Below are 25,999 nucleotides of genomic sequence, written 5' to 3'. Positions count from 1 at the left end.
CTGGGCGACCGCGCCGAGGACGCCTTCCGCCAGGCGCTGCTCGGCTCCGGCGGCTCGCTCAACGTGTTCTGGGCCAACGGCCTCGTCACCACCCTCGTCGCGCTGTCGGCGATCCTGCTGTTCTGGGGCCCGATCTCCGACGCCATCGCCTGGGCGAGAGGCCGCGGAAAAGACCGCGACCCGGCCCGAACCGTGGAAGTCATCGAATGAGGACGCGGTGAGACGAGGCGTCATCCCGGACGGCGCGCGCCGTCCGGGACCGCCGGCCGGGACCGGCGGCGCGTTGATTGCGCGCCGCGTCCTGAAAGCGATCCTGGCGCTCCGCTTCGCTGCAGCCGGGATGACGCGCTAGCGAAAGCGTTTGTGATGCACGGCATGTTCGGATCCACCGCCCGCAACACGGGCCTTGAGCGCGCGCTGAAGAACGCGCTCGCGGGCGAGGTCCGCTTCGACGCCTTCACTCGCGGGCGCTACGCCACCGACGCGTCGATCTACCAGATCATGCCGGAAGGCGTGGCGTTCCCGAAGTCGGAAGCGGACGTCCAGGCCGCGCTCCAGATCGCGGCCCAGCACAGCGTCCCGGTCATCGCACGCGGCGCCGGCACCTCACAGAACGGCCAGCCGATCGGCTCCGGCCTCATCCTCGATTTCTCACGCCATCTCAACGGCCTGATCGCCTTCGATCGGGAGGCCCGGACCGCCGTCGTGCAGCCCGGCATGGTGCTCGAGCATCTGAACGCCCGCGCGAAGAAGGACGGGCTGTTCTTCCCCGTTGAGCCCTCGACCGCGAGCCGCTGCACCTTCGGCGGCATGACGGGCAACAATTCGTCCGGCGCCCGCTCGCTGCGCTACGGCAAGACCGTCGACAACGTGCTCGCGATGCGGGCGCTGTTCCACGACGGGGAGGCGTTCCGGCTCGACGGCGGGCCGGTCGGCGACAACGCCGTGACACGCGCCCGCAACCTGATGGCCGCGATGACCGCGCTCGCCCACGAGCATCGCGAAGACATCGAGGCGATCTTTCCGAAGGTCCAGCGCAGGGTCGGCGGCTACAATCTCGACGAACTGCTGCCCGCGCGGCCGAACCTCAGCCGGTTGCTGGTCGGCTCCGAGGGCACGCTCGCGGTCACGACCGAGATCACCGTGCAGTTGTCGCCTTTGCCGAAGCATCGCGTGATGGGCGTCTGCCACTTCCCCGATTTCCGCTCCGCCATGGAGACCACCCGGCGCCTCGTCGCGCTCGGCCCCGTCGCGGTCGAGCTCGTGGACAACAACGTGCTCACGCTGGGCGCCGACATCCCGCTGTTCCGCAGAACGCTCGGCGACATCACGAGGGGCAAGCCGAACTGCCTGCTGCTGGTCGAATTCGCAGGCGACGACGCGGCCCATCTGCGCCTCGAGCTGAAGCGGCTCGACCACTGCATGGCGGACCACGGCTTCCCCGACGCCGTGGTCGAGGTCGTCGAGCCCTCCCGGCAGGCGAATGTCTGGGGCGTGCGCGAGGCCTGCCTCAACATCATGATGTCGATGAAGGGCGACGGGAAGCCGATCTCCTTCATCGAGGACTGCGCGGTGCCGCTCGAGCATCTCGCGGACTACACCGACGCCGTCACCGCCGTGTTCGAGAAGCACGGCACGCGCGGCACCTGGTACGCTCACGCCTCGGTCGGCTGCCTGCATGTCAGGCCGATCCTCAACATGAAGACCGAGGACGGCGCGCGGAAGATGCGCGCCATCGCCGAGGAGGCCTGCGAGCTCGTCCGCCGCTACAAGGGCTCGTTCTCGGGCGAGCACGGCGACGGCATCTCGCGCTCGGAATTCGTCGAGCCGATGTTCGGCGAAAAGCTCACGCGCGCCTTCGAGCAAGTGAAGGACGCCTTCGACCCCGGGAACCGCCTGAACCCGAACAAGATCGTCCGCGGCCCGAAATTCGACGACCGCTCGCTGATGCGCTTCGCGCCGGACTACGCCGTCACGGTCCCTGCGTCTCCCGCGCTCGACTGGTCGGAGTGGGGCGGCTTCGGCCAGGCGGTCGAGATGTGCAACAACAACGGCACATGCCGGAAGATGACGGCCGGCACCATGTGCCCGTCCTACCGCGCGACCAAGGACGAGCAGCACGTCACGCGCGGGCGCGCCAACACGCTCCGGCTCGCGATCTCGGGCCAGCTCGGCCCTGACGCCTTCACCTCCGAGGAGATGAAGCAGACGCTCGACCTCTGCGTCTCGTGCAAGGGCTGCAAGCGCGACTGCCCGACGGGCGTCGACATGGCGCGCATGAAGATCGAGTTCCTGAGCGCCTATCACGCACGCCACGGAGTGCCGCTCAAGGAGCGCCTGATCGCGCATCTGCCGCGCTACGCGCCCTGGGCCGCGCGTCTCGCGCCCCTGATGAACCTGCGCGACCGGATGCCGGGCGCGGCGAAGCTCAGCGAAAGGCTGCTCGGCTTCTCGGCGCGCCGCACGCTGCCGAAATGGCGCAAGCCCTGGGCGCAGAAGGGGCGAACTGCGCGGCCCGAGGACGTGATGGGCGACGGCCGCGACGTCGTGCTCTTCGGCGACACCTTCAACCGCTATTACGAGCGCGAGAACCTCGAGGCGGCCGAGCGCGTGCTCGGCGCCGGCGGTTACCGAATCCACCGCGTCGAGGCGAAGGACGGCGGCCGGGCGCTCTGCTGCGGACGGACCTATCTCTCGGCCGGCCTCGTCGACGAGGCCCGCGCCGAGGCGCGGCGCACGCTCGACGCGCTCGCGCCCTATGTCGCGAAAGGCGCCCGGGTCGTCGGGCTCGAGCCGTCCTGCCTCTTCACCTTCCGCGACGAGTTCTTCGCCCTGCTGCCGAAGGCGGAGGTCCAGCCGGTCGCCGACGCGGCAGTGCTCATCGAAGAGCTGCTTTCGGCCGACATCGCCAAGGGCCGCACCGTCCTGCCGCTCAGGGACCAGGGCGGCCGGGTGGCGCATCTCCACGGCCACTGCCACCAAAAGGCGTTCGACGCGATGACCGCCGTTCAGGCGGCGCTCAAGGCGATTCCCGGGCTCGAGGTCCGGCCGATCGAGTCGAGCTGCTGCGGCATGTCGGGCGCCTTCGGCTATGGCGCCAAGACCGTCGACGTCTCGCTCGCGATGGGCGAACTCTCGCTGCTGCCGGCCGTGCGCGCGGCGGCGGGCGGCGACCTCGTGGTGGCGGACGGCACGAGCTGCCGCCACCAGATCCACGACGGGGCCGGACGCGAGGCGATCCATGTCGCGCGCGTGCTCGACATGGCGCTGGCGGGCTGACGCCGAGCCCACCATTTTCGCATGGCCATTATGCGTTCATAACTTTAGAACGCTGCGCCATTAATGAATTCTGATTTTCGCAGGGGCGGCGCTAAGCGCGACTGAAGCCATTTCGAGCCAACCCCGCCTCATCTGCTGATATCTAATTGTTTCTATGAGCTTTTTTCGAATATGAAAACGAATGGACGCTCGCCTCTTGATGAACTAGCTCCGGACCAACAGTTCCCGATCGAACAATCCATCACTCGAACTCACTTATTATTGCATTCAAATTAGCTTGCCTATCGCCCGATTGAGAGGCGATATCGTTCCCGGGCGCGTCCCCGCCTCGGCTTCGGCGGCGGGGTGAAAAGAAAAATCGAAGCACCCGGATCCGGAGACCGCGACGTCGGGCTTCGGCGTCGGCGCTTCCCCGAAACGCACAGGAATCGACCCATGAGCGGAACGCACAAGATTCTCATCCTCGGCGCGTCCTACGGTTCGCTGCTCGCGACCAAGCTGCTGCTCGCCGGCAACGACGTGACGCTGGTCTGCCTTCCCCAGGAGGCGGAGCTCATCAATCGCGAGGGCGTGCGCGTGCGCATGCCGCTGAAGGACGGCGGCATGGTCGAGATCGCGTCGCGCGACCTGCCCGGCCGGCTGGAGGCCGCCGGCCCCGGAGACGTCGACCCCTCGGCCTACGCCCTCATTGGCCTCGCCATGCAGGAGCCGCAATATCGCTCGCCCGGCGTCCGGGAGCTCGTGGCCGCCATCGGGCGAGCGAAGGCCCCGGCGATGTCGATCATGAACATGCCGCCGCTGCCCTATCTGAAGCGTCTGCCGGGCCTCGCGACCGGCGGCCTCGAGGCGGCCTATGCCGACCCGTCGGTCTGGGCGCCGATCGACCCGACCTACCTGACGCTGTGCAGTCCGGACCCGCAGGCCTTCCGCCCGCAGGGGGAGCCGCTCAACCTGCTGCAGGTCTCGCTGCCCACCAACTTCAAGGTCTCGCGCTTCGAGAAGGACGAACACACCGCGGTCCTGCGCGACCTGGAGGCCGGGATCGACGCGGCCCGCTGGACGGTCGACGGCGATGCCGTCGAGCTGCCGGTGAAGCTCCGCGTCCATGACAGCATCTTCGTGCCGCTCGCCAAATGGGCGATGCTGCTGACCGGCAATTACCGCTGCGTGACGCCGCGCGGCCCGCGGGCGATCCGCGACGCGGTGCATTCCGACATCGAGGCGTCGCGCGCGATCTACGCCTGGGTCCGCGAAGTCTGCGTCGCGCTTGGCGCGGCGGAACGCGACCTCGTGCCCTTCGAAAAATACGCCGCCGCCGCCAATGGCCTGACGAGCCCGTCCTCCGCCGCCCGGGCGCTGTTCGCCGGCGCCAAGGCGATCGAGCGCGTCGACCTGCTGGTCCAGACGATCGCCGCGGGACGCGGCATGCGGAACGCGACGCTCGACGAGACCGTCGGCCTCGTCAACGAGCGCCTCGAGCTCAACCGTCGCGATGCCGCCTGACCGGCCCGGGGAAGACGGCGCGCCCGCGACTTGCCATGAGACCGAACGGCCCGAAGGCTATGGCTTTCGGCCGTTCTGTTCCCGATAGGACCGACCTGTTCCAGCCCAAAGATCCGCTTCTGCGCTCCTTCGCTCATAAGTCCAGATAGGCGGCGAGAGAGACGCCCGCAGCGCCTCGGCCCAGGCCCCCCGGCGTCAGCGAAAGAACGCAGGGGCGGGCCGCGGCGAAACCTTGATCTCGCTCAATGCGCCTTCCGCCGTTCAGCGCCGATGATGCTCGCTCACTCGAACATGGAGACGCGCAGATGATCTCGCCCGAGGAAGCCGCCGCGGCCGCAATGACAGCGGAAGCCGCAATGCCTGATCCTGCCCTCATGGCGCTGAGCATGAAGTCGCTCGCTCTGGATCTCCCGCTCGCGATCGCCGTCGAGACCATTCGTTTCAATGTCCGTATCGCGATGGCTTGGCTGGATCACGTCGGCCGCGTCGCTGCTTTGAGCCCTTCCGCCGCCAGCGACGTGTCGTTTCCCGACGACGGACCGGCGGTGCGCGTCGCCCCACAGCGTCCGGTCGCTGTCGCGGCCAGGCTCGCAGCCTGACCTGGAGGACAGGTCCCATGACGTCGCCGTCCGTCTCTGTCGAGCCCCTAAGCCGGCGTCAGCTCCGGTCGAAACTGATGACCGTGCGACTGCGCCTTGCGCGGGAGCCTGAGCATCCGAATGGCAGTGATCATTATGGCTACGCCTTCGTCGCGCCTCTCGACAGTCGAGGGATGCTTAGTCTCTCGCTTTGGCGCAAGGAGAGGGCGCGCTGCCGCGTCGTCCGGTTCTGGGCGGGGGAAAATGCGCTGTTCGGGTTGCTGAAGCACCGGGCGGGCGGACGTGGTGGGGCGATCTGGATGTTCGATTTCGATCCAGACCGGTCTGACGACGACGAAATTGGGCATCGTCTCGACATTCATCGGTTCCGAACGGGGGAATACGTCACTCTCGAACATCGCGGGGAGCCTCACGTATTCCGCGTATCGAGTGTCGAAGAATTCGTTCCCGAGGACCGTCTTGCGCCCTTGGCGACGCGGTGCCCCACGACGGCGCGTCTCAAAACGTCGGCAGCCTGAGGGGCCGCCCATGAGCCGGGGAAGGTCAGCCGCAAGCTCTCGACAGATCGCGCCGCGGGCTCGCCTGAAGGTCGTCACGCTGCAGTTGGCGCGGCGACGAGGATGCCCGGCAGGCTCCGCTGATTGCGGCTATGTCTTCGTGGCGCCGCTGGATGAGCAGGGGCGGCTCAGCCTGACCGAATGGGCGAAACAGCCGGACAAGTGCGGCGTCGTTCGCTTCTGGTCGGATGCGCTCACGTTGCACGGCAAGCTCCGGCGGCGCAGCGGACCGGAGGGCAATGTCTGGTTCTTCGATTTCGATCCGGCGACGGATGCGGATGATCGAGTCGGCTACAGACTTGACGAGCATCGCTTCTCGCCGGGCGAATACATCACGCTGACGGACGACGCCGGGAGCGACATTCTCAAGGTGATGAGCGTGGCGTCCCTCAGCGACCTGGCTGGAGCTCCAACGTCTCCTTTTCCGACTGCGGAGGCGCTCGAGGCCGAAGCGAATATCGGCTATGATCCCCACGTCGGCTAGCGGGCCGAAGCGCGCTTTGCCAATGTGGGACGTCGTCGTGCCGGCGCCCACCCTTCAGGCGGACCGGCAAAGAAGCCCGGCGACCCGTTTCGAAACGTCCAAGGCGTCTCCCGACGCTTCGACCTTCGGCCAACCGATTTCTCCGGCTCCCTTTCGCAACTGGACCGCCAGAACGCTGACGTCGGCGTCCGAGACATCGCCAGTCCGGCGGGAAACGCGGCTCGCCAGGAGTTCCCCGGCGGCGTCAAGCCAAACTCCTCGGAAATCATACGACGACGCGGACGCGACCTGCTCGATCCGAGAGCGCTCGACCGGCGTCGAGAACGTCGCTTCGGCGACGACGCCATGACCTGACCTTAGGACGCTTCCGGCCCGCTCGCAGATTTCTTGGTAGACTCTGCTCGTCACATCCGCCCGATACGCCTCCTGCGGCAGTTTCTGATCCGGAGCGACGCCAAGCATCGCCTTTCGGATTCGGTCGCTGCCGAGGATTCGCGCGCCGGGAGCCTGACCGACGTCATGCGCGATGGCGGCCGCCACCGTCGACTTGCCCGAACCCGAGAAGCCGCCGATCGCCACCAGCTTCGGCGCGACAGGCTCCAGCAGCCTCCGCGCGAGAGAGAGGCAATCGCGGGCTTCTCGCGCCTTCCTGTCGTCGGCCTGCGCCTGACCGGCGGCGACATGCGCCCTCACCGCCGCTCGGATAGACATGAGGAACGGCAGGAGGGGCAGAGCCGACTCGTCGTCGATTCTGTCGAGATAGCGATTGAGCGCGAGGTTCGCGTGGGAGCGAAGCTCGCGCCGCCACAGATCCATGAGAAGGAACGCCAGGTCATAGAGCCGATCGATGGTGGCGAGCTCATCGTCGAACTCGAGGCAATCGAAAAGGGTAGGCTCTCCCCGCCACATGCAGATGTTCTGGAGATGCAGATCTCCGTGACCGCGTATCACGGCGCCGGCCTCGCCCCGCCGGTCGAGCATTCCCGAGAAACGCTCGTAGGCGACGTCGCAGTCGGCGCAGTAGCGAGCGACCTCCTCGGGGTCCAAGACGTCGGAGGTTCGCAACAGCCTCGCGTTGCCGTCGATGACGCGGCCTATCCTTCCGCCGGCGTTCCGATCGACAACGGAGTTGGCGTTTTGATGGAAGTCGGCGACGACCAGAGCGAGACGCGAAATGACGGCGGCGGTCAGATCGCCGCGCGCGGCCATCCGGTCGAGGAGAGCGTCCGATGGAAATCGCGCCATCTCCACCGCGGCGTCGACCAGCGCCCCTTCGCCGTCGAGGGCCAAGCGGCCATCGCCTGCGCGCGTCACCCGTCTTACGCCGTGATAGAGCGTCGCAGCCGTGCGCCGGTTGAGCGCGACCTCCCGATCGCAGTCATCGAGCCGCGCGCCCGCCGTCGAGAAGTCGACATAGGGCAGCTTCACGGCGCGCTTCAGCTTCCAGACAGTGTTACGACCGAGGAGAATGACGGAGATATGGGTTCGCTGCTCGCTCACATCCGGGCCGAGCAACTTCTTCAGAAAGTCGATGACTACGGCCTGCTCGGCCTCGGGGTCGCTCATGGCGTGATCGCCACCTTCAGGACGCCGTCGCGCTGGTGGGAGAACAGATCGTAGGCCTGCTCGATATCGTCGAGCTTGAACCTGTGCGTCACGAGGGGGCGCATGTCGACCCGGCCAGACGCGATGACGTCCACAAGGCGTCGCATCCGTTCCTTGCCGCCGGGACAAAGCGTCGTGACGATCTTGTGGTCGCCGAGCCCTGCCGCAAATGGCCCGAGCGGGATCCGAAGGTCTTCCGAATAGACGCCGAGGCTCGACAGCGCGCCGCCGGGACGCAGGACCCGGAGGGCCGCCTCGAACGTGGCCTGCGTTCCAAGCGCCTCGATCGCGACGTCGACGCCGCGGCCACCGGTGAGCGTCAGGATCTGCTCGACTGGATCGCCAGTTTTGAAGTTTATGACCTCGTCGCAACCCATCCGGCGCGCCATAGCGAGGCGGGCGGGCACAGTGTCGACGCCTATGATCCGAGTGGCGCCCATCAATTTAGCGCCGGCGACGGCGCTGAGCCCGATTGGCCCGAGCGCGAACACCGCCACCGCGTCGCCGATGCGCACGCCGCCGCTCTCCGCGCCCGAAAAGCCGGTCGACATGATGTCGGGACACATCAGGACCTGCTCGTCGGTCAACGCGTCAGGCGTCGGAGCGAGGTTCGCCATCGCGTCGGGCACAAGTAGGTATTCGGCCTGCGCCCCATCGATCGTGTTCCCGAAGCGCCAACCGCCCATCGCCTTGAAACCATGCTTCTCGCGGGGACCATCCTGTGAGCCGCAGCCGCAGAGACAGGCATAGGAGTGGCCGCTCGGCGTGATCGCGCCCGCGATCACGCGCTGCCCCTCTTGATAGCCGGATATGGCTGATCCGAGCTTCTCGATGACTCCCACGGGCTCGTGACCGATCGTCAGACCCTTCGCGACGGGATATTCGCCTTTGAGGATGTGGACGTCCGTCCCGCAGATCGTCGTCGTGGTCACGCGGACGAGGGCGTCGAGCGGACCGACGTCGGGGACAGGTTTGTCGTCGAGCACAATGCGTCCGGGCTCGACAAAGATCGCAGCTTTCATTTTCGGCATGGGATGGCTCCGCCGCGTGGATGTCAGTCGCGAGCCTTACTGCGGTCGCCGCTGCTCCCATTGATCCAGCGCAACCCCAATCCTTTGAGCGCGCTTGCCCGCGCGGGACGCCGCTGACGCAGATCAAGGCGGCGGGGATCGGTCCGTCACATTGATTGCGAAGGAGGGCCATCGCCGCCCTTGAGACCGCCCCCGCCCTCAGAGCGTCCGAGTGGAGCTGACAAGCGTGGGCCGAGACAGGAGATGGGACCATGTCTGACGCCGGATTGAAGTCGCTCGTGGAGGAAGAGCTCGAATTCGAGCCTGTCGTGAACGCTGCTCACATCGGCGTCGCGGTTCGTGAAGGCGTTGTCACGCTGACCGGTCACGTGGCGAGCTATGCCGAAAAGGTGGCGGCCGAGAAGGCCGCCCAGCGCGTTCGGGGGGTAAGGGCGATCGCCGAGGAGATCGAGGTTCGCTACCCCTATGACGGCAAGCGGAGCGACGACGAGATCGCCAAGCGCGCAATCAAAGTGCTCGACTGGAACACGATGGTGCCGGCCGCCGTGAAGGTGAAGGTCGAGCGCGGCTGGATCACCCTGTCCGGCACAGTCGACTGGCAGTACCAGCGCGAGGCCGCGGAGTCGTCGGTGCGGAAACTCGACGGAGTCGTCGGCGTGTCCAACACGATCGCGCTTACCGATCGACCGAAGGCGGACGACGTGAAGAAGAAGATCGAGGACGCTCTGAAGCGGAACGCCGCGCTCGACGCGGCTGCGATCCACGTCACCGTCACAAACGACAAAGTCAGCCTTTCGGGTCGTGTGCACAGCTGGCAGGAGCGCCGCATCGCCGAGCAGGCCGCTTGGTCGGCCGCCGGCGTGAAATCCGTAGACGACACGATCAGCATCGCCGCCTGACAGCGCCGACGAGCGGGCCCGGATCGCCTGTGGCGGTCCGGGTCTCCGCCGCGCGTCGCGCTTGTGCTCATCCCCGAGACAATCGCTCCGCCAGGCGGTCTACGAAAATTCTCTGGGAGGGCAAGAGTTTCTCCTTTGCGACAGCCGTATTGAACCAGGCTGCGCGATCGATTTCGGGGAAAGCCGCCCTCCGGCCCGAGCGCGGCGGCCATTCGATCTCGAATAGATCGCTTTTTACGGCTGCGACTTCGAAGTCGCCACGACCCGCATAACAGCGGACGACCTTCCCGGCCCGCTGTCTGACGGTCCCGAGATCCATGAGTTCGCCGCCGAGGGTCTGTCCCAGCTCTTCGGCGAACTCACGCCTGGCGGCCGTTTCCGGCGGTTCACCCGCCCGCACTTCGCCTTTCGGGATCGACCAGGCTCCGAGATCCTTATGTCTCCAAAACGGGCCGCCCGGGTGAACGAGCAGCACCTCGAGGCCGGAGCCCGCGCCGCGGTAGATGAGGATTCCCGCGCTGTTCATGAACGGCCCGAGGTCATTGACGTCGTCCCCCGTCGTCATGCTTTGCGGCAGGTCAAAGCGGCCAGCGGCTCCAAGAAGAGAATGTCGCCGAGCGATCCGCTCAACCGTCACGACTGGAGCGAGCCATGTCCAAAGAACTCGTCGAGACCTCATCTTCAGAGCCAGCGGCCGCGCCCGCCCGCCGGCATCTCATGCGCGAATTCGACCGTCTGTTCGACCGGATGTCCTCCGTGATCGAACTGCCGGCGATGGAGCGCCTGTTCGAACGCGCGATCGGCCCGAGCGCCTTTGCGCCTGCGATCGACATCGCGGAAACCAATGACGAATACAAGCTCACCGCCGAGGTCCCCGGCCTCGAGCCTTCGCAGGTCGACGTCTCGGTCGTCGGCGACATGCTGGTCATCAAGGGCGAGAAGACACGCGAGACCGAGAAGACGGAAGGCGGAACCCAGATTTCGGAGCGCACGTACGGCTCGTTCCGCAGGAGCTTTCAGCTTCCCGACGACGTCGACGCGAGCCAGATCGAAGCCAACCACCGCAACGGCGTTCTGACGATCCGCCTCCCCAAGATCGGCGAGGCGAAGCAGGCGAAAAAGATCGAGGTCAAGGCCGCTTGACGCGAGGCGGCGGTCGGGCCCGCCAGCGAGTTTCGACGAGCCCGGCGCCGCCCGAAGCAAACCCGTCGGGGCCGGGAGAAGCCAGCGGAGTGCCGGCAGCCCAAACCCATGCGCGCACGAAGGATTTCAGCTCGGATCGCTCGGCAAAGGCGTGTTCGCGGCCTTGCTGGGCGCCGCTTTGATCGCGGGCTTGATCATCCTGCTGACCACTCTGTCGCGAACCACCGACCGGAACGTCCGCGCGACTGGGGAACGCGCGCGAGCGGAGGCGATCGATAAGGAATGCCGACGGGCGTGCAGCGCGTGGCTCGCGCCGCAGTGCGACGCGCAGGCGTCCGCGCGAAGCGAAAGCGTCTTCGACTGCGTGAGTCGCCTGGCGCCGCTCTTCCAGAACTGCGTGGACCAGTGTCGAGGCCGTTAGCCGTCTCGATGACGGCAAGGCGCCGCTCTGCGACAGGCCGCGAATAATTGTCGTCGACCACGCTGCGTCGACTTGCGTCGCGTCGAGCTATGCCCGATTGCTCTCTATGACGATCCTTGATCGTGGGATGTCGCTCGTGGGCGGGATAGCGCGAACGCCGCGTGACCGTCGCCGCGCAGTCCTGTTGCGACCAAAACCGTGACGTTTGGCGAATTCGCACAAGAGAGCCTCTGGCTTACCGCACTGCACCTCGCCGTCGCGTCCGCTACGTCAATCCATGTCCTGCTGCGGAAACGCGACGTGCGGGCCGCTATCGGATGGATCGGAGTCGCGTGGCTGTCGCCGATCTTCGGCGCGGCGCTCTATTTCGCCTTCGGCGTCAATCGCGTCCATCGCAAGGCCCGACGCCTGCGTGGCGTAAGCCGCTTCCGGACGCCGTCCGGCCCGGACGCGCGAGAGCTCTCGCCGCAAGACCGGCTCGCGTCCGCGGTCGGCGCTGTGACCGGCGTCGATCGCGTCGACGGGACCGTCGAATCCATCCTGCAATCGGGCGACGAGGCCTATCCGGTCATGCTTCGCGCGATCGAGGAGGCCAGGGCCACCATCGAACTGTCGACCTTCATATTCCGCACCGACGAGGCCGGGCAGCCATTCGTTGAGGCGCTCGCCGACGCGCATCGGCGCGGGGTCGCGGTCCGCGTCCTGATCGACGGCATGGGCGGCGGCTATTTCAAGTCGGCCGCCTATCGGGCGCTTAGGCGACGCGGCGTGCCGGCCGCGCGTTTCCTGCACTCGGCCTGGCCGTGGCGGATGCCGCTGCTCGATCTCAGGCTGCACAAGAAGGCCTTAATCATCGACCGGCGCACCGCTTTCGTCGGCGGGCTGAACATCGCGGCCGAAAACGTGCTCGCGCGTCCGACTCGCACTCCCGTCCGCGATCTGCATTTCCGCGTGACCGGCGCTGTGGTCGACCAGATCGCCGACAGCTTCGACGAAGACTGGACGTTCACCACCGGCGCCGACGTCCCAGAGACGCCGTCCTCGTCGCCCTCGGACGGGCCGCGCGCGCGGGCGATCGTCTCCGGTCCCGACCAGGCGGTTGACCGGCTTGTGCTCGTGTTGCTCTCGGCCGTGTCCTCGGCCCGGAAGACCATTCGCATCGCCACGCCCTACTTTCTTCCTGACGAGCGCGTTCTGACGGCCCTTCAGGTCGCGGCGCTACGCGGGGTCGAGGTGCGGCTCGTCACCCCTGCGGTCAACAATCACCGGCTGGTGGCTTGGGCTTCGGACGCGCATGTCAGGCCGCTGCTGGAGGCGGGATGTCGGCTCTACCGGTCCCCGCCCCCCTTCGACCATTCCAAGCTCATGACCATCGACGACGTCTGGTGCCTAATCGGGAGCGCGAACTGGGACTCGCGCAGCCTTCGTCTCAATTTCGAACTCACGGTGGAGCTCTATGAGGCCAAGCTGGCGACCCGGCTGTCGGAACTGATCGTTTCGAAGTGCAGCGCTCCGCTGACGCTCGCCGAGCTCGACCGCAAGCCCTTGCCCTTGAAGGTCCGGGACGCGGCCGCGCGGCTGATGTCGCCCTACTTATGACGCTGGATGCCGCCGCTTGAAGGTCGCGACCTACAACATTCACAAATGTCGGGGGACGGACGGTCGCTCCCGTCCAGACCGCATCATCGGCGTCCTACGCGAAATCGGCGCCGAGGTGGTGGCGCTTCAAGAGGTCGATCGACGGTTCGGCTCCCGCATCGGGCTGCTTGACCTGAAGGCGCTGCAAGAGGAGACCGGGCTTCGCCTCCTGGCCCAATCCGACGCGCCGGACGGCCATGGCTGGCACGGCAACGCGCTGCTGGTCGCGCGCGAGCCTGTGTCGTACCGGCGCGCCCGCATCAGATTGCCGGGCGTCGAGCCGCGTGGCGCGATCATCGTGGATCTCGACTTCGGCGACGGCCCGTTCCGGATCATCGCCGCGCATTTCGGTCTGTTGCGCCGGTCGAGGCTCTCTCAGGCGGGAGCGCTGGTGACGGCGTTCGGATGGCTGCCGCCGATGCCGACCCTGCTGCTCGGCGATCTCAATGAATGGCGACGCCGGCGACGCTCGTCTCTCAACGTCTTCGAGCCGCTGTTCGGCGAAGCGCATCCGCTGCCCAGCTTCCCGTCCCGTCGTCCGATCTTTCCGCTCGACCGGATCCTGGGGTGGCCTCACGGGTTGGTGCGCGACCTTGCTGTCCACAACACTCCGCTTGCCCGCAAGGCGTCAGACCACCTGCCTCTGACCGCGAGGGCCGATCTCCATGGCCAGGGCGTCGCGTCGCGCCACAGCAGCGCCCGCGAGTCCGGAGACGCGATCGAGCACCCCTGACAGCGCAAAGGAAGGGCGTGGAACCCTTGGACCTGAGCTCCGCGGGCGTGCGGCGTGGTCGATGATCAACCGTCGACGGATCGAGTGCGCCAAACCGATCGAATGCTCAGACGGTCGTGCAACGCCATGCCGAGGACCATGGCGACGAAAAAGAAAAGCGTGGCGGGAATTCCGAGGACGAGCGAAGCGATCGCCGGGCCCGGGCAAAGGCCGGCCATCCCCCATCCGACGCCGAACAGAGCCGCGCCGGTGACAAGTCGGTCGTCGACGGTGCGGGTTTCGGGCAGATGAAAGCGATCATCGAAGACGGGCCGAGACATCCGACCTGAAAGCCAGACGCCGACGGAAGCGACCAGCACCGCGCCGCAGAGCGTGAACGCAAGGCTTGGATCCCATGGGCCCGCCACGTCCAGGAAGGCGCGCACCCGGGCGGGATCGAGCATGCCCGAAACCGTTAGGCCGAGGCCGAACACAAGCCCTGATAACCCGCCGACGATGGTCCGAACGAGGCTCATGGCAGGCCGACCATGCGCATGACCCCGACCGTGGCGATTCCGCTCGCCAGGAACACGACGACGGCGACGATGGATCGTGGCGAGCGCCGCGCTAGTCCTACGACGCCATGACCGCTCGTGCAGCCTGACGCCCGCCGCGATCCATAGCCCACTAAGAGTCCGGAGAGGATCATCAGCGCTGGAGACGCCTGGACGTGGATCGCCGGAACCTCACCGCTCACAGCACGGTATATCAGCACCGCGCTGCACAGGCCTCCGAGAAACGCGACGTTGGGCATCGACGGAGCTTGGCGCCATAGACTGCTCAGGATGCCGCTTACGCCGGCCACGCGGCCGTTCAGCGCCATCATGACGGCCGCGGCAAGACCGATCGCCATGCCGCCGAGAAGAGAGGCGAAATACGAGGTCTCGGTCATGTCCGGAGCTTCTGATCCGCAGGAGAGGCGCGGACGGTCGGCCACTCTTCGATAAGCGACCTTGATCCTGGTCAAAGTGCCCCGCCGCGCCCGCCTGCATGGACGTTGGCGCGTCGAGGACGAGTTGATCCCAATCAAGGACCCTGGTCTCCCACCCCGTATGGTTTCGCCAGGTCGGCGGCGTGCCGGCGAAGACAGGAGGTCGAGATGGCCGGAATCCAGACGACTGCGCCCAAGGCGACCAACGGCGCGGCGCAGAGTTTGACCGAGATGCTGTCGCCCCAGAACGCCTTGGCGGCCTGGCGGTCACTGATGACGTTGCCGGCGATTTCGGCGATCGAGGCGTTGCGCTTCGGGAGTCAGCGCATGGAAGCCCAGGCCGAGCTTCTGAGCGGCATGCTGGAATGCAAAGATATCGGCAAAGTCTTCGAGACGCAGTCGAGCTTCATGAGGGACGCTTTCAAGGACTATGGCCGGGAGACCGAAAAGTTGGTCCACAAGGTCCGCGAATCCGTGTCCGAACAGGCGAAGTCGGCCTGACCAGAGGAGACGGAAGGCGATTCATGGGCCATGCCTTGAAGTCGTTTGACGATGACATCGCCGAACTCGAAGGTCGCGTCGCCGAACTTGGCGACGCGACCGAGAAATTGGCGATCGCGGCCAACGCCCCGCTTTTCTGCGGCCCCGAAGCGGACCCTGACGCCTTGAAGGCCGTGCACGGCAGAGTATGCGAGCTCGAGAGGAACTGCGCTGACTTCGCGATCGTCCTGATCGCCCGGCGGCGGCCGGTCGCCTGCGATCTCCGCGCCATTGTCGCCTCGCTGCGCATCGCCGCCATCGCCGACATGGCTTTCTTCGCGAAGACCGGCCGTCGGATTACGTCACCTTCAGAAGGCCTCGGAATAGCCCGGGAGCCGCTCGCGAGCGCAGCATGAAGGCTATGGTCCTGCGGTCGCGAAGAGCGCCGCTTGTGCTTGAGGAGCGTCCGACGCCCGCGCCGTCGCCGGGCGAGGCGCTGGTGCGGGTCGAGGCATGCGCGGTCTGCCGAACAGATCTCCACGTCGTCGACGGCGATTTGACCGACGGCCCGCTTCCGATCACGGCAGGCCATGAGATCGTCGGCAGGATCGAGGTCGTGGGGTCTGGCGTGGACGCATTTCGCGTCGGCGACAGGGTCGGCGTTCCATGGCTCGGCGGGGTGTGCGGCGCCTGCGCCTATTGCGCGGACGGTCGGGAAAATCTTTGCGACGACCCCACCTTCACGGGCTACACGCGTGACGGCGGGTTCGCGACCCATGTGGTCGTGAACGCCGACTTCGCCTTTCCTCTGGTCGGCTTCGATGATCCGATCGCAGCCGCCCCGCTGATGTGCGCCGGCCTGATCGGCTGGCGATCGCTGCGCATGGCCGGAAACGCCAAACGCGTGGGACTGTACGGGTTCGGCGCCGCCGCCCACATCCTCGCTCAAGTCTGTCATTTCCAGGAGAGGGAGGTGTACGCTTTCACCCGACCGGGCGATCAGTCCGCGCAGGATCTTGCGCTGTCGCTCGGCGCCAGATGGGCCGGCGCGTCAGAGGATCCCTGCCCGTGCGAGCTCGACGCGGCGATCATTTTCGCGCCCGTCGGAGCGCTCGTGCCGGCAGCGTTGAAAGCTGTGCGCAAGGGCGGCCGGGTTGTCTGCGGAGGCATCCATATGACGGATCTGCCCCGGTTTCCGTATCGGCTGATCTGGGGTGAGCGCCAAGTGATGTCCGTCGCGAATCTGACGCGCCAGGACGCCACGGAGTTCCTAGCCTTCGTTCCAAAATCCGGGATTCGAACCGTCACCACTCGCTACGCGCTCGATCGCGCCAATGAGGCGCTCGACGATCTTCGTGGCGGCCGGGTCCATGGCGCCGCCGTTCTCGTCCCGTGACATATCGCGCCCCGGTCGTCGGACCCTCGACCTGCTTCCGGGCGGCGATCGCGCAATCCACTTAGGACGCCGCCAGGCTTTCCAGTTTGGCGAGGTCGAGGAGGCGCACTCCGTTCGGCACGACCAAGACGACCCGAGCGCGCGCAAGCCTCGAGATCACTCGGCTGACGGTCTCGATCGTCAAGCCTAGATGGTCGGCCAAGTCGGTCCTCGACATTGGCAGAGCGAGCGTCACGACGCTCGCGCCGAGCCTGCGCATCCGATCGCGTTGGGACATCAGAAACGAAGCCACTTTTTCCTCGGCGCTGCGCCGGCCGAGCAGAACCATGTGGTCTTGCGCGATTGTCAGCTCATGGCTCGCCGCTTCATGCATCTGTCTCAGAAGATGAGGCGTCTGGCCGACGAACTTCGTATATGCGGCGCGGTCGAAACGACAGGCGGCGACATCGTCGACCGCATCGGCCGAAAAGCCATTCCGGTCGGAGAGCGACAGGCCGATGAAATCGCCGGGCATCATGAAGCCCACGATCTGGCGGCGGCCATCGGGCAAGATGCGGTACAGACGCACCATCCCAGCCTTAAGGTTGTAGACGGCGCCGGCCGGATCGCCTTCCAGCAGAATGGTTTCGCCGGCCCGAAAGCGCACAGGATCCGAGAGCTGTTCGAGCCTTGGAAGTTCGTCCTGGGCAAGCGCGGCGCAGACGCTCAAGCCGCGCACCGGACACGCTGAGCAACGGCCTCTCGGAGCGTCTTCGCAATGCGCGACCTCAGCCGCGCGGGCGTCGCGATACGCTGCGGACAGGATTTCGGGCGAGAACGCTGAAACGCTGGCGGGTTGCTGAATGTGCATTTGCGCCTCCAGGCCTCTAAGGGCATGATCCGGAGAGTAACCTTTGCGGCGCCCAGCGAAATTCAGATCTTCCCCCTAAGGGGTTTCCCCTAGGGGGAAGATCATCGGTCTGCGCGAGTTCAACGCGCCATGAAAAGCGGTACTGGGGTGGTCTTTAGCATAGACTGTGTGACCCCGCCGAACAGCCATTCGCGAACTGGCGAATGCACGAACGCGCCCATCACGATCATGTCCGCCCGGATGAGGCCGACCTGCTCGCAGAGGCGCCGCGCGACATCGCCGCCTGCAGCCAGTTCCTTGGCCGATACGTTGACGTCGTGTCTAACGAGCGCGGCGGCGAGGTCCGCTCCGGCGGCGCTGTCCGAGAGATCCTTCTCGCCGATATAGCAGACGACTTCGACCTCGGATGCGGCTCGCAGGAACGGCATCGCCGAGGCCACGGCGCGTGACGCGGACGCGCTCCCGTCCCAGGCCACCACAATTCGGTCCGCCGCGAACGCGTCGCATCCTTTCGGCACGACGATAGACGGTCGTCCGCTGTCGAAAAGGACGGTTCGCAGCAGCCCGCCGTCGATCGTCAGCACGCTAGGATCTGCGTCGACGATCGTGACGTCGTTGACGCGGGCCTGCGCCAAGGCCCGCGCCTTGAGATGCGCGTAGTCGAGTTGCGTCGCGTCCGTTTCGCAGATCACGCCGGCCATGGCGGCCTCCGCACGCGACTCGTCCGCAATGCGCGTCGCCAACTCGCGCAGCCGGCGGTTCTCCGCCGCCACCATGCCGGCCACGACGGACGATCCACGTGCGCTGGGCAGATCCAGTTTCACCGTGCCTGCCTGCACGGTGACATGCGCTTGTGCGGCCTGGGCGAGAGACAGGCCGTAAGCGAGGGCGGCCGAACGCTCGCCCTGTCCTTCTTCATTCATGACGACAAGCACGTTCTTCAGTCCGGACAAGGAATGCGGCATAGCGACCTCCAATAGTTCTGTCGGGGCAACGTCGCAGCTGACGGTAATCGGTCATTGACCGTGATCAAAGCCTCGGCGATCGTCCGCACGCGAGATCGGCGCGTGTTGCGACGATCTTAGTGCTTTGGACCGGGCGGGAGGAAGCGCCCTTCGCGTTCCCGAGGACAGTCTGTATCCGAGGCAGTGGCCTGAGCGTCTTGGCCCTATGCACGAAACGCCTACCGCCAGCCGCCTTGCCGATCTCGCAAGGCTATCGCTGGCTCACGAGCTTGCACCGGGGTGGCGCAAGTCGCTTCGCCGCCGCGAACCATCCTCCGGACAGCATGGCGACGGCCAATCCCCCGGCGAGCACGAGCGGCGGCGGCGGCGCCACCTTCAGAATCTCCCCCACGCTCGAAATGAAAAGCGCGCCGCCGACGACCATCGCGGCGGTTGCGGTGACCGCAAAAAGCGCGAGCCTATGACGCTGAAACAGCCGATCGCCGGCCTGAGAGATGCCTGCATAGGCGAGCGATATGTTAGCGAGAGCCAACATCGAGAGCAGCAGCCCGCGCGCTTGATCTTCGGGTAGCCCGAACGACAAGGCGGCCATGAAGCCGACGAGGGTCGCGACCAGGACAACGGCCCCCTGCAACAGGCCGAAGGCCACTTCGCGGGGCCCGAAAAGAGCCCGGCTGGGGGGGCGCGGAGGTTGTTCCATCAGTCCCTTGGCTTCGGGTTCGGCCTCGAACGCAATCGAACAGAGCGGATCGACGATCAGTTCCAGCAGGACGACATGCATCGGAAAGAATGCCGGCGGAAAGCCAAAGAGGATCGGCAGGAGAGACAGGCCGGCGATCGGCACGTGGATCGCCGTCACATAGATCATGGCGCGCCGCAGGTTCTGGGCGATGCGTCGGCCGAGACGCACGCCTTTGACGATCGAGGCGAAGCTGTCGTCGAGAAGCACGATGTCGGCGGCTTCGCGCGCCACATCGGTCCCGCGTTCGCCCATGGCGACGCCAATATGCGCGGCGCGCAGCGCCGGAGCGTCATTGACGCCGTCGCCGGTCATCGCAACGACCTCGCCATTGGCCTTCAGCGCATTGACGAGTTCAAGCTTCTGGCTGGGTGAGAGACGGGCGTATGTCGATATCGACGCAGCCTTGGCTTCGAGTTGATGCGCTCCAAGTCGGGCGAGATCGCTTCCGGTCATGACGCCCTGATCGACCGGGATGCCAGCTTGGCGCGCGATCGCCTCGGCGGTCAGCGGCGAGTCGCCGGTCATCATCACGACTCGGACGCCGGCTTTCTGGCAAAGGGCCACCGCGGCAGGGACGTCGGAGCGGAGCGGATCCTCGAAACCGATCAAACCCCGGATCGAGAATGCAAGATGCTCCAGCTCCTCCGGCGCCGGACGATCTCGCCCGACGTCGGCCGTCGCGACTGCAAGAACCCGGAGACCGCGCCGCGCCATCGCGGCGACCACGCTCTGCGTCGCAGCCGCCTCGCCAAATCGCGATCCACACAAAGCGACGACGGCTTCGGGAGCGCCCTTGGCGGCGACGAACGCATGCCGGTCTTCTCCGCGCCAGCTTTGCGCGAAGACGAGGCGATCCGTGCGGAGCGGATAGGTTCTGACGAGATCGTACGAGCCGGGCGGATGGCAAACTTGAAGGATGGCGCGATCCATCGGATCGATGGCGGGCGACAGGCACGCGAACGCCGCGGCTTCGATGACCTCTCGATCAGGCGACCGCAGCGCGTCGCCTATAGCGACCGAATCGGGAAGTCCGGGACGCCAGAATTCGGCAAGGCGCATACGGTTCTGGGTGAGGGTCCCGGTCTTGTCGACGCACAGCACGGAGGTCGACCCCAGGGCCTCGATAGCGGCCGACCGTCTGGACAGCACATTGTGACGCGACAGCCGCCACGCTCCGATGGCGAGAAAAATCGCGAGCACCATCGGAAATTCCTCCGGTACAAGGGCGATCCCGAGCGTCAACCCCGCAAGAACGCCCCCCAGCCATTCACCGCGAAGCCATCCATAGGCGAGCGCCACGACGAGGCAGAACACGATGGCGCTCGCCCCCACGATCTTGATGAAATGCGCGGTCTGCGCCTGAAGCGGCGACGGCGTGGGCTCTATCGAGGCCAGAGATGCGCCGATCTGGCCAATGTGCGTCTTGGAGCCGATCCGCCTGACTTCAGCGACGCCCTGTCCGGCGACCACCAGCGATCCGGCGAATAGTCCAAATGAACGTTCCGCGCCGGGGCCGGCATCCATCGTCGCGATGGTCCGATCTGCCGTGGGAACCGGCGTCTTGTCGACCGGGGCCGATTCACCCGTAAGCGCGGACTCGTCCGTTCGCAGCGGTCCGCCCTCAAGCAGAATGGCGTCGGCCGGCGCCCGGTCGCCTTCCGCCACCACGATTATGTCGCCCGGAACGAGTTCCCGAGCCGCCAACCGCACCACCGCGCCGTCGCGCACGGCGCGGGCGGTCGGCTCCGCAAGGGCCCGCAAATGTTCAAGAGCGCGCTCGGAGCGGATCTCCTGCACGATCACAAGTCCCATCGAGAGCCCAGCCGCCGCGACCATGACGCAGCCTTCGATGAACTCGCCGACCACGAGGTAGAGGAGGGCAGTGGCGGCAAGCAGCAGGAACATCGGTTCCCGCAGAACGCCGATCGCGATGGATGCAGCCGACCGGCCGCCCTTGGGAGCCTCATTGGGCCCCAGCTCCTGGCGGATGCGAGCCGCGTCTTGCGACGTCAGTCCCCTCCGCCCTAGCGGCGACGCCGCCACGACCGTCGTTTCCGCGACGGGGCAAGCCCGAAGCGGCTCAAGCCGCTGCGCGTTGGAAGGCTTCGCCAACATCGGTCGTCTCGCTGCGAATGAGGCGACGATCTTCCGCTATCCGAGACCCAACAGTCTTGATCTTGATCACATTCGGGGGGTGGAGCGCATGTCATACAGCGCGATCTCGGGCTATGACATCGGCCAACGGTTCTTGGTCAGCCGCTTGATTTTCACTGCTAACCGCGCGCGCTTGCGCGGAAATTGAGCTGGATCAAGGACGTCGCCGAGCAAGTGTCGTCAGCCTTGCCCTAGATTGATAGGAGTGGAAGGCATGTCGACGAGCACGAGTATAGAAGGCCAGATCTCGCTGAAAGGCGCTCAGGCCACGGGCAGCCTCGGGAATAAACTCTATAGCCGAATTCTTGTACCGATAGATGGGAGCCCGCTTTCCGGCGAGGCGATATCCCATGCGGTCGGACTGGCGCACGCAACAGGCGCGACAATCTATTTCGTCACGGTGACCGAGCCGTATGAGCCGACGTCTTCCTATGCGGTGACAGTCTACCGCAGCTTCGAAGAACATTCCCGCCAGATGAAAAAACATGTTCAGTCTGTCATGTCGCCGGCCGCCGCAGTAGCGACTGCAGCGGAGGTGCCCACAAAGCAATTGCATTTGGAGGACGCCGAGCCGTTCAGAGCAATCATCCGGGCCGCCGAGGACAATGACTGCCAGTTGATCGTGATGGCGAGCCATGGCCGACGCGGAATATCCGCGCTCGTAATGGGCAGCCAGACCGTCAAGGTTCTGACGCATTCGAGCATCCCGGTCCTGGTCTGCCGAGCAAAATGACGTCGCCCTAGTCTCGCGGCTCGAAGCATCTTGAGCAGTTGGACGTCGCAGCGTTTCGTCTCGATCTAAATGTCAGCGGTGGCCGCCTTCCGTAGTCTTCCACCTGACAGTTCAGGGGAGACAACGTCGGCCAGTGCTTGGCACGCCGTAGTTTTGACTGTTCTTACCCTTGGATGTTCCGATGCGGTCCCGCGACCTTTTCGTAGCGCGTTGCCTGACCTCGGACGATGGTGACCGCGGTCAAGAGATCGCGCGTCGCGCCTTCGCTCTGGTCAGCCTTGCGCACCCATCTCTGAGCTTCGCCGCATGGACGCGTTACCTTAGGCGCGCCACCTCATCAAAGGACGGTCGCTCGGGACTGGTGCTGATCGAGGATCCACGCGGCTATCCGCATGCTTTGTATCGCTATGAGGTCGACGTCCAGCCCTCGCTGGTCGCGGCCAGCGAGGGTCTCGCCAGAGTTCTGAACGTACGCGACCTGGTCATCGCAGATGTCGTCGGAGCCGGGCCCGACTTGCTGACCGCGATCGCCCGGCATGGCGAGGAGCTCGGCCGCGAACTGCGATGCGACGCGGTGGCCGTGCATCTTCCACAGTCTGTCGTCAACGCGGTCGAGGGACTTGAAGGCTATCGCGCCGTGTCGGATGGAATCATGGTGCGCCGGATAACAACGGCCTCGCCCAGCGGGGGGCCGTCCGTTACAGCAGTTTCTGAGCAGAGTGGGGATAACCGATCGCCCTCTCGCGCTTAGGCGAGCTTCCATCGACTTACTGACTCGTTTTACTTCAAGAGCTCGCGGATCGTTCCCGCGAGATCCGCCCCATGCAGCGGCTTTTCAACGACGGCGGCCGCGCCGCAGCGTCTGGCCTCCCGCTTCAGATCCTTCGTCACATTTCCCGCGATCATGACGATGGGAAGAAGCCACCCTCTCGTCCTGAGCGCCTGGATGAGTTCAATTCCTGTCATGCCGGGCATGAGCTGATCGACGACAAGGCAGCCGCATTGCGGCAGGTCCTTCTCGGCGAGAAGCGCGGCGCCGCTCGCGAAGGCCCGAACCCGCAACCCCTCAAGCTCCAGCATGAATTGCAGCGAACGACGCACTGCATGGTCGTCGTCGACGACGAGGACCGCTCCTGAAGCTGTTGACATAAAAGGATTCCGGACCATGCGCGCGCAGAGCGCTTCATTGCGCCCCGACCCGTTATGGCGGCGATCCGCGCCTAGAGACATTCAGGGTTTGTACTTAAGGGCCGAGCCTGACTGGAGCGTAAGTCGGACCAAGTGAGACAAGCTGGTCGCCTGCATCTTCGTCATCACGTTTGCGCGGTAGATCTCAACGGTGCGCGGGCTGATCTCCAGATCGAACGCAATCACCTTGTTGGCCTTGCCGGCGAGCAGACCCTCCAGGACCTGGCGCTCCCTTTCAGAGAGCGCCTCGACGCGCTCGCGGATATCGACCGATTGGGCCTTGGGCTCCATGCCGCCTTTTCGGCGATCCAGCGCGGTGCGGATCGCAGACAGCAACGCCTCGTCTTCAAACGGCTTCTCCAGGAAGTCGACGGCGCCTCTTTTCATGGCTTCAACCGCAAGCGGAACGTCCGCATGGCCGGTCATGACGATCACCGGCATATCGACGCCCCGATCCCTAAGCCTCGCGAGGAAGTCGAGCCCGTCGATTCCCGGCATGCGCACATCCGTGACAATGCAGCCGCCGCTGAACTCGGTCATGTTCATCAGAAAGCTCTCGGCGCTGTCATGCACGCGAACCGGCAGGCCGTCGGTGGACAGCAGAAAAGCGAGGGATTGCCGCACGGCGATATCGTCATCAACGACATGCACTACTTCGCTAGTCATCACTGACCTCCCCCGGTCGCACCTGGCGCAACGTGAAGGCGAAACGCGCCCCGCCATCCTGCGAGGCCTCGACCCAAATCCGGCCGCCGTGGGATTCCACGATCGTGCGACAGATTGAAAGGCCGACGCCCATTCCAGCTGACTTGGTCGTGACAAAGGGCTGGAACAACTTTGCCGCGACCTCCTCCGCGACGCCCGAACCGCTGTCCGCGACGCCGATCTCGACAAGCTCGCCATCCGGTCCGCTCTTGGTGGCGACGGTGAGTTGTCGGCGGCCGACATCCTGCATCGCTTCCAGCGCGTTGCGCATGAGGTTGAGCAAAACCTGCTGGATTTGGATCCGATCGGCGAGCACGAATGAAGCGCCCGGATCGAAATCGAAAGTCACGCGCACGCCGCGTTCACGCGCGCCCACGAGCGCGAGAGCGCTTGCTTCCTCCACGAGCTTCGGCAGGTTCTCGACGCGCCGCTCAGTCTCGCCGCGTGCGACAAACTCGCGAAGTCGTCGGATTACATCGCCCGCTCTCAACGCCTGGTCCGCCGCCTGCTCGACCGCGTCCTTCATCAGGGAGACCTCGTCTCCGCTCATGCGCTCCAGCAGCCGGCGACACCCCTTCAGATAATTGGCGATGGCTGTAAGTGGCTGATTGATCTCGTGCGCCAGCGTCGACGCCATCTCTCCGAGCGCTGTGAAGCGCGACATATGGACGAGTTCGGCCTGGAGTTCCTGCATGCGCGTCTCGGCTTCCCGACGCTCCGTGAGATCGCGGATGAATCCCGTGAAATAGCGGGCGCCGCCCGACCGCATTTCGCCCACCGAAAGTTCCATGGGAAAGGTCGAGCCATCCTGTCTCTGCCCCACCACGACCCGGCCGATGCCGATGATGCGACGCTCGCCCGTGGTCCGGTAGCGGGAGATGTAGCCGTCGTGTTGGCTGCGATAGGGCTCTGGCATCAGCATGCTGACATTCTGACCGATCACATCCTTCGGCGCGTAGCCAAATTGCCTCTCGGCCGTGAGGCTGAACGACTGAATCGTGGCGCGCTCGTCGATGACGATCATCGCGTCCGGGACAGCGTCCAGAATCGAACGGAGGTGAGCTTCGCTCGCCCGTAGCGCCTGCTCGCCGGCGACACGTTCAGACACGTCTCTCATGACCTTGGCGTAGGCCTGGACGCTTCCGTCGTCGCCGATGACAGGCGTCATCACCACAGCCGCGACATATTCCTTGCCGTCGCTGCGACGTCTGACGCCTGTCTCTTCGTACCGCCCCAAGGAGCGGACCGTCTCGATCTGCTGCTGGGGCCGGCCGGCCGCAACGTCCTCCGGTCGAAACATCACCGAAAAATGCCGACCGATCATCTCGTCGGCAGTCCATCCATGCAGGTTGGCCGCGCCGACGCTCCAGCTTTTGATGACGCCCTCTCGATCAAGAACCATCAGGGCGACGTCCGACAGCGAGTCGATGAGCAACTCAGCCGCAGTCTTGCGACTCGCCAACGGGCTCGGATCCGATCGATCGGTCATGATCACCACTGCCGCCCAAGCGGCGATCCGCTTGGAAGGGACCTCAGAACTCGCTAACTTTGTCTCATATCAAGGCTTGTCGCCGCGTTGCGATGTTTGTGAGGGGACGCGAGCAGAAAACTCAGGTGAAGGCCATGTTCGAAGCTGGACTTGCGGTGCTCGCCGCTCTCATCGCCGTCGCGATCGTTCTGGGGACGGAGCCGCGCGGTCCTCGCCTGCTCCGCCGCCGTCGTCCGTTCCAGGCTCGCCGGCACGTCTGAAGATTTGACCTAGATCACGGCAGGAGACGCGGGCCGACGGCGATAAAGGCTCATGTGGTCCCATCCGGTCGCCCGTCCGGCGCTCATCGTTGTCCTTCTCAAGGCGCTCATCGTCATCGGCGCAGGCGTTTTCGTCTTCGCGCCGATGAAGCAGCGCGTCGGCTCCGTCGGGACG

25 protein-coding genes and 1 pseudogene are annotated in these 25,999 nt (G+C 65.6%); 15 read left to right on the top strand and 11 right to left on the bottom strand.

Annotated elements, in window-relative coordinates; all coding sequences use genetic code 11:
• From EK403_RS12100 to EK403_RS12075, 6 genes and pseudogenes are all read left to right on the top strand, one after another.
• Nucleotides 1-210, top strand: a pseudogene (locus tag EK403_RS12100) (tripartite tricarboxylate transporter permease); the annotation flags it as partial.
• 156 nt (nt 211-366) lie between these two features.
• The gene (locus EK403_RS12095) at nt 367-3,279 is read left to right on the top strand and encodes an FAD-binding and (Fe-S)-binding domain-containing protein (RefSeq protein ID WP_128777742.1); all 2,913 of its coding nucleotides are present in this window, start codon (nt 367-369) and stop codon (nt 3,277-3,279) included.
• Between the two features lie 435 nt (nt 3,280-3,714).
• A complete protein-coding gene (locus tag EK403_RS12090) occupies nt 3,715-4,782 on the top strand; it encodes a Rossmann-fold NAD(P)-binding domain-containing protein (protein WP_128777741.1) in 1,068 nt (355 codons plus the stop codon).
• A 305-nt stretch (nt 4,783-5,087) separates the two neighbouring features.
• A complete protein-coding gene (locus EK403_RS12085; protein WP_128777740.1) occupies nt 5,088-5,381 on the top strand; it encodes a hypothetical protein in 294 nt (97 codons plus the stop codon).
• Nucleotides 5,382-5,398: 17 nt separating this feature from the next.
• On the top strand, nt 5,399-5,899 hold the full coding sequence (locus EK403_RS12080) for a hypothetical protein (RefSeq protein WP_206659533.1): 501 nt from the start codon (nt 5,399-5,401) through the stop codon (nt 5,897-5,899).
• A 139-nt stretch (nt 5,900-6,038) separates the two neighbouring features.
• Nucleotides 6,039-6,422 carry a hypothetical protein gene (locus EK403_RS12075; RefSeq protein WP_128777739.1) on the top strand — a complete coding sequence of 128 codons (384 nt, stop codon included), beginning with the start codon at nt 6,039-6,041 and terminating at the stop codon, nt 6,420-6,422.
• A 54-nt stretch (nt 6,423-6,476) separates the two neighbouring features.
• Here the strand turns inward: EK403_RS12075 and EK403_RS23770 are convergent, their stop codons facing one another.
• Both EK403_RS23770 and EK403_RS12065 read right to left on the bottom strand, forming a co-directional pair.
• Entirely contained in the window at nt 6,477-7,133 is a 657-nt protein-coding gene (locus tag EK403_RS23770; protein ID WP_428979600.1) for a P-loop nucleotide/nucleoside kinase family protein, read from the bottom strand.
• Nucleotides 7,134-7,984: 851 nt separating this feature from the next.
• Nucleotides 7,985-9,058, bottom strand: coding sequence for an NAD(P)-dependent alcohol dehydrogenase (locus EK403_RS12065; protein WP_128777738.1), 1,074 nt, complete (start codon nt 9,056-9,058; stop codon nt 7,985-7,987).
• Between the two features lie 251 nt (nt 9,059-9,309).
• Here EK403_RS12065 and EK403_RS12060 point away from each other — a divergent pair, with 251 nt between their 5' ends.
• Nucleotides 9,310-9,957, top strand: coding sequence for a BON domain-containing protein (locus EK403_RS12060; RefSeq protein ID WP_128777737.1), 648 nt, complete (start codon nt 9,310-9,312; stop codon nt 9,955-9,957).
• A 67-nt stretch (nt 9,958-10,024) separates the two neighbouring features.
• Here EK403_RS12060 and EK403_RS12055 read toward each other — a convergent pair whose 3' ends face one another.
• Nucleotides 10,025-10,522 (bottom strand): NUDIX hydrolase, encoded by a 498-nt coding sequence (locus EK403_RS12055; RefSeq protein ID WP_245479663.1) that lies wholly within the window; start codon nt 10,520-10,522, stop codon nt 10,025-10,027.
• Nucleotides 10,523-10,608: 86 nt separating this feature from the next.
• Here EK403_RS12055 and EK403_RS12050 point away from each other — a divergent pair, with 86 nt between their 5' ends.
• The 3 genes from EK403_RS12050 (at nt 10,609) to EK403_RS12040 (ending at nt 13,892) form a co-directional block, all read left to right on the top strand.
• The gene (locus EK403_RS12050; RefSeq protein WP_245479662.1) at nt 10,609-11,100 is read left to right on the top strand and encodes an Hsp20/alpha crystallin family protein; all 492 of its coding nucleotides are present in this window, start codon (nt 10,609-10,611) and stop codon (nt 11,098-11,100) included.
• Between the two features lie 619 nt (nt 11,101-11,719).
• Entirely contained in the window at nt 11,720-13,120 is a 1,401-nt protein-coding gene (locus EK403_RS12045; RefSeq protein ID WP_280986667.1) for a phospholipase D-like domain-containing protein, read from the top strand.
• 16 nt (nt 13,121-13,136) lie between these two features.
• Nucleotides 13,137-13,892, top strand: coding sequence for an endonuclease/exonuclease/phosphatase family protein (locus tag EK403_RS12040; protein WP_128777735.1), 756 nt, complete (start codon nt 13,137-13,139; stop codon nt 13,890-13,892).
• Between the two features lie 65 nt (nt 13,893-13,957).
• Here EK403_RS12040 and EK403_RS12035 read toward each other — a convergent pair whose 3' ends face one another.
• Complete coding sequence (locus tag EK403_RS12035; protein WP_128777734.1) at nt 13,958-14,407, bottom strand: YeeE/YedE family protein; 450 nt, start codon at nt 14,405-14,407, stop codon at nt 13,958-13,960.
• The gene (locus tag EK403_RS12030) at nt 14,404-14,823 is read right to left on the bottom strand and encodes a YeeE/YedE family protein (RefSeq protein ID WP_128777733.1); all 420 of its coding nucleotides are present in this window, start codon (nt 14,821-14,823) and stop codon (nt 14,404-14,406) included. Before EK403_RS12030 ends, EK403_RS12035 begins: the two co-directional genes overlap by 4 nt.
• A 207-nt stretch (nt 14,824-15,030) precedes the next feature.
• Between EK403_RS12030 and EK403_RS12025 the strand changes: the two genes are divergently transcribed.
• From EK403_RS12025 to EK403_RS12015, 3 genes are read left to right on the top strand one after another with little or no spacing between them, the layout of a single operon-like run.
• Nucleotides 15,031-15,363, top strand: coding sequence for a phasin family protein (locus EK403_RS12025; protein WP_128777732.1), 333 nt, complete (start codon nt 15,031-15,033; stop codon nt 15,361-15,363).
• A 23-nt stretch (nt 15,364-15,386) separates the two neighbouring features.
• Entirely contained in the window at nt 15,387-15,758 is a 372-nt protein-coding gene (locus tag EK403_RS12020; RefSeq protein ID WP_128777731.1) for a phosphate signaling complex PhoU family protein, read from the top strand.
• On the top strand, nt 15,755-16,738 hold the full coding sequence (locus EK403_RS12015; protein WP_128777730.1) for a zinc-dependent alcohol dehydrogenase family protein: 984 nt from the start codon (nt 15,755-15,757) through the stop codon (nt 16,736-16,738). Before EK403_RS12020 ends, EK403_RS12015 begins: the two co-directional genes overlap by 4 nt.
• Nucleotides 16,739-16,799: 61 nt before the next feature.
• On the opposite strand, the gene EK403_RS12010 is transcribed toward EK403_RS12015, so the two are convergent.
• The 3 genes from EK403_RS12010 to EK403_RS12000 all read right to left on the bottom strand — a co-directional run bounded on the left by EK403_RS12010 (nt 16,800) and on the right by EK403_RS12000 (nt 21,410).
• Entirely contained in the window at nt 16,800-17,588 is a 789-nt protein-coding gene (locus EK403_RS12010) for a Crp/Fnr family transcriptional regulator (RefSeq protein WP_128777729.1), read from the bottom strand.
• Between the two features lie 119 nt (nt 17,589-17,707).
• Nucleotides 17,708-18,553 carry a universal stress protein gene (locus tag EK403_RS12005; protein WP_128777728.1) on the bottom strand — a complete coding sequence of 282 codons (846 nt, stop codon included), beginning with the start codon at nt 18,551-18,553 and terminating at the stop codon, nt 17,708-17,710.
• 250 nt (nt 18,554-18,803) lie between these two features.
• Entirely contained in the window at nt 18,804-21,410 is a 2,607-nt protein-coding gene (locus tag EK403_RS12000) for a cation-translocating P-type ATPase (RefSeq protein WP_128777727.1), read from the bottom strand.
• A 253-nt stretch (nt 21,411-21,663) separates the two neighbouring features.
• Between EK403_RS12000 and EK403_RS11995 the strand changes: the two genes are divergently transcribed.
• Together EK403_RS11995 and EK403_RS11990 are read left to right on the top strand one after the other, a co-directional pair.
• Nucleotides 21,664-22,182 carry a universal stress protein gene (locus EK403_RS11995; RefSeq protein ID WP_128777726.1) on the top strand — a complete coding sequence of 173 codons (519 nt, stop codon included), beginning with the start codon at nt 21,664-21,666 and terminating at the stop codon, nt 22,180-22,182.
• Nucleotides 22,183-22,363: 181 nt separating this feature from the next.
• Nucleotides 22,364-22,933 (top strand): hypothetical protein, encoded by a 570-nt coding sequence (locus tag EK403_RS11990; protein ID WP_128777725.1) that lies wholly within the window; start codon nt 22,364-22,366, stop codon nt 22,931-22,933.
• Between the two features lie 29 nt (nt 22,934-22,962).
• Here the strand turns inward: EK403_RS11990 and EK403_RS11985 are convergent, their stop codons facing one another.
• Genes EK403_RS11985 through EK403_RS11975 form a run of 3 tightly spaced genes read right to left on the bottom strand, consistent with a single transcriptional unit; the run spans nt 22,963 to nt 25,564 of the window.
• Nucleotides 22,963-23,412 (bottom strand): response regulator transcription factor, encoded by a 450-nt coding sequence (locus EK403_RS11985; protein ID WP_245479660.1) that lies wholly within the window; start codon nt 23,410-23,412, stop codon nt 22,963-22,965.
• Nucleotides 23,413-24,039 (bottom strand): response regulator FixJ, encoded by a 627-nt coding sequence (gene fixJ / locus EK403_RS11980; protein ID WP_428979598.1) that lies wholly within the window; start codon nt 24,037-24,039, stop codon nt 23,413-23,415.
• On the bottom strand, nt 24,029-25,564 hold the full coding sequence (locus EK403_RS11975; RefSeq protein ID WP_128777749.1) for a PAS domain-containing sensor histidine kinase: 1,536 nt from the start codon (nt 25,562-25,564) through the stop codon (nt 24,029-24,031). Before EK403_RS11975 ends, fixJ begins: the two co-directional genes overlap by 11 nt.
• Between the last annotated feature and the right edge of the window lie 435 nt (nt 25,565-25,999).

This window comes from Hansschlegelia zhihuaiae (genome assembly GCF_004103825.1).
In the GTDB taxonomy this organism is placed as follows: Bacteria; Pseudomonadota; Alphaproteobacteria; order Rhizobiales; family Methylopilaceae; genus Methylopila; species Methylopila zhihuaiae.
This window is presented reverse-complemented; position numbering and strand designations above follow the sequence as displayed.

Bases quoted from the DNA above. Each gene is read 5' to 3' on its own strand.
- EK403_RS12095 (WP_128777742.1), top strand. From the start codon at position 367: ATGCACGGCATGTTCGGATCCACCGCCCGCAACACGGGCCTTGAGCGC.
- EK403_RS12090 (WP_128777741.1), top strand. From the start codon at position 3,715: ATGAGCGGAACGCACAAGATTCTCATCCTCGGCGCGTCCTACGGTTCG.
- EK403_RS12085 (WP_128777740.1), top strand. From the start codon at position 5,088: ATGATCTCGCCCGAGGAAGCCGCCGCGGCCGCAATGACAGCGGAAGCC.
- EK403_RS12080 (WP_206659533.1), top strand. From the start codon at position 5,399: ATGACGTCGCCGTCCGTCTCTGTCGAGCCCCTAAGCCGGCGTCAGCTC.
- EK403_RS23770 (WP_428979600.1), bottom strand. From the start codon at position 7,133: ATGTCTATCCGAGCGGCGGTGAGGGCGCATGTCGCCGCCGGTCAGGCG.
- EK403_RS12065 (WP_128777738.1), bottom strand. From the start codon at position 9,058: ATGCCGAAAATGAAAGCTGCGATCTTTGTCGAGCCCGGACGCATTGTG.
- EK403_RS12060 (WP_128777737.1), top strand. From the start codon at position 9,310: ATGTCTGACGCCGGATTGAAGTCGCTCGTGGAGGAAGAGCTCGAATTC.
- EK403_RS12055 (WP_245479663.1), bottom strand. From the start codon at position 10,522: ATGACGACGGGGGACGACGTCAATGACCTCGGGCCGTTCATGAACAGC.
- EK403_RS12050 (WP_245479662.1), top strand. From the start codon at position 10,609: ATGTCCAAAGAACTCGTCGAGACCTCATCTTCAGAGCCAGCGGCCGCG.
- EK403_RS12035 (WP_128777734.1), bottom strand. From the start codon at position 14,407: ATGAGCCTCGTTCGGACCATCGTCGGCGGGTTATCAGGGCTTGTGTTC.
- EK403_RS12030 (WP_128777733.1), bottom strand. From the start codon at position 14,823: ATGACCGAGACCTCGTATTTCGCCTCTCTTCTCGGCGGCATGGCGATC.
- EK403_RS12025 (WP_128777732.1), top strand. From the start codon at position 15,031: ATGGCCGGAATCCAGACGACTGCGCCCAAGGCGACCAACGGCGCGGCG.
- EK403_RS12020 (WP_128777731.1), top strand. From the start codon at position 15,387: ATGGGCCATGCCTTGAAGTCGTTTGACGATGACATCGCCGAACTCGAA.
- EK403_RS12015 (WP_128777730.1), top strand. From the start codon at position 15,755: ATGAAGGCTATGGTCCTGCGGTCGCGAAGAGCGCCGCTTGTGCTTGAG.
- EK403_RS12010 (WP_128777729.1), bottom strand. From the start codon at position 17,588: ATGCACATTCAGCAACCCGCCAGCGTTTCAGCGTTCTCGCCCGAAATC.
- EK403_RS12005 (WP_128777728.1), bottom strand. From the start codon at position 18,553: ATGCCGCATTCCTTGTCCGGACTGAAGAACGTGCTTGTCGTCATGAAT.
- EK403_RS12000 (WP_128777727.1), bottom strand. From the start codon at position 21,410: ATGTTGGCGAAGCCTTCCAACGCGCAGCGGCTTGAGCCGCTTCGGGCT.
- EK403_RS11995 (WP_128777726.1), top strand. From the start codon at position 21,664: ATGTCGACGAGCACGAGTATAGAAGGCCAGATCTCGCTGAAAGGCGCT.
- EK403_RS11990 (WP_128777725.1), top strand. From the start codon at position 22,364: ATGCGGTCCCGCGACCTTTTCGTAGCGCGTTGCCTGACCTCGGACGAT.
- EK403_RS11985 (WP_245479660.1), bottom strand. From the start codon at position 23,412: ATGTCTCTAGGCGCGGATCGCCGCCATAACGGGTCGGGGCGCAATGAA.
- EK403_RS11975 (WP_128777749.1), bottom strand. From the start codon at position 25,564: ATGACCGATCGATCGGATCCGAGCCCGTTGGCGAGTCGCAAGACTGCG.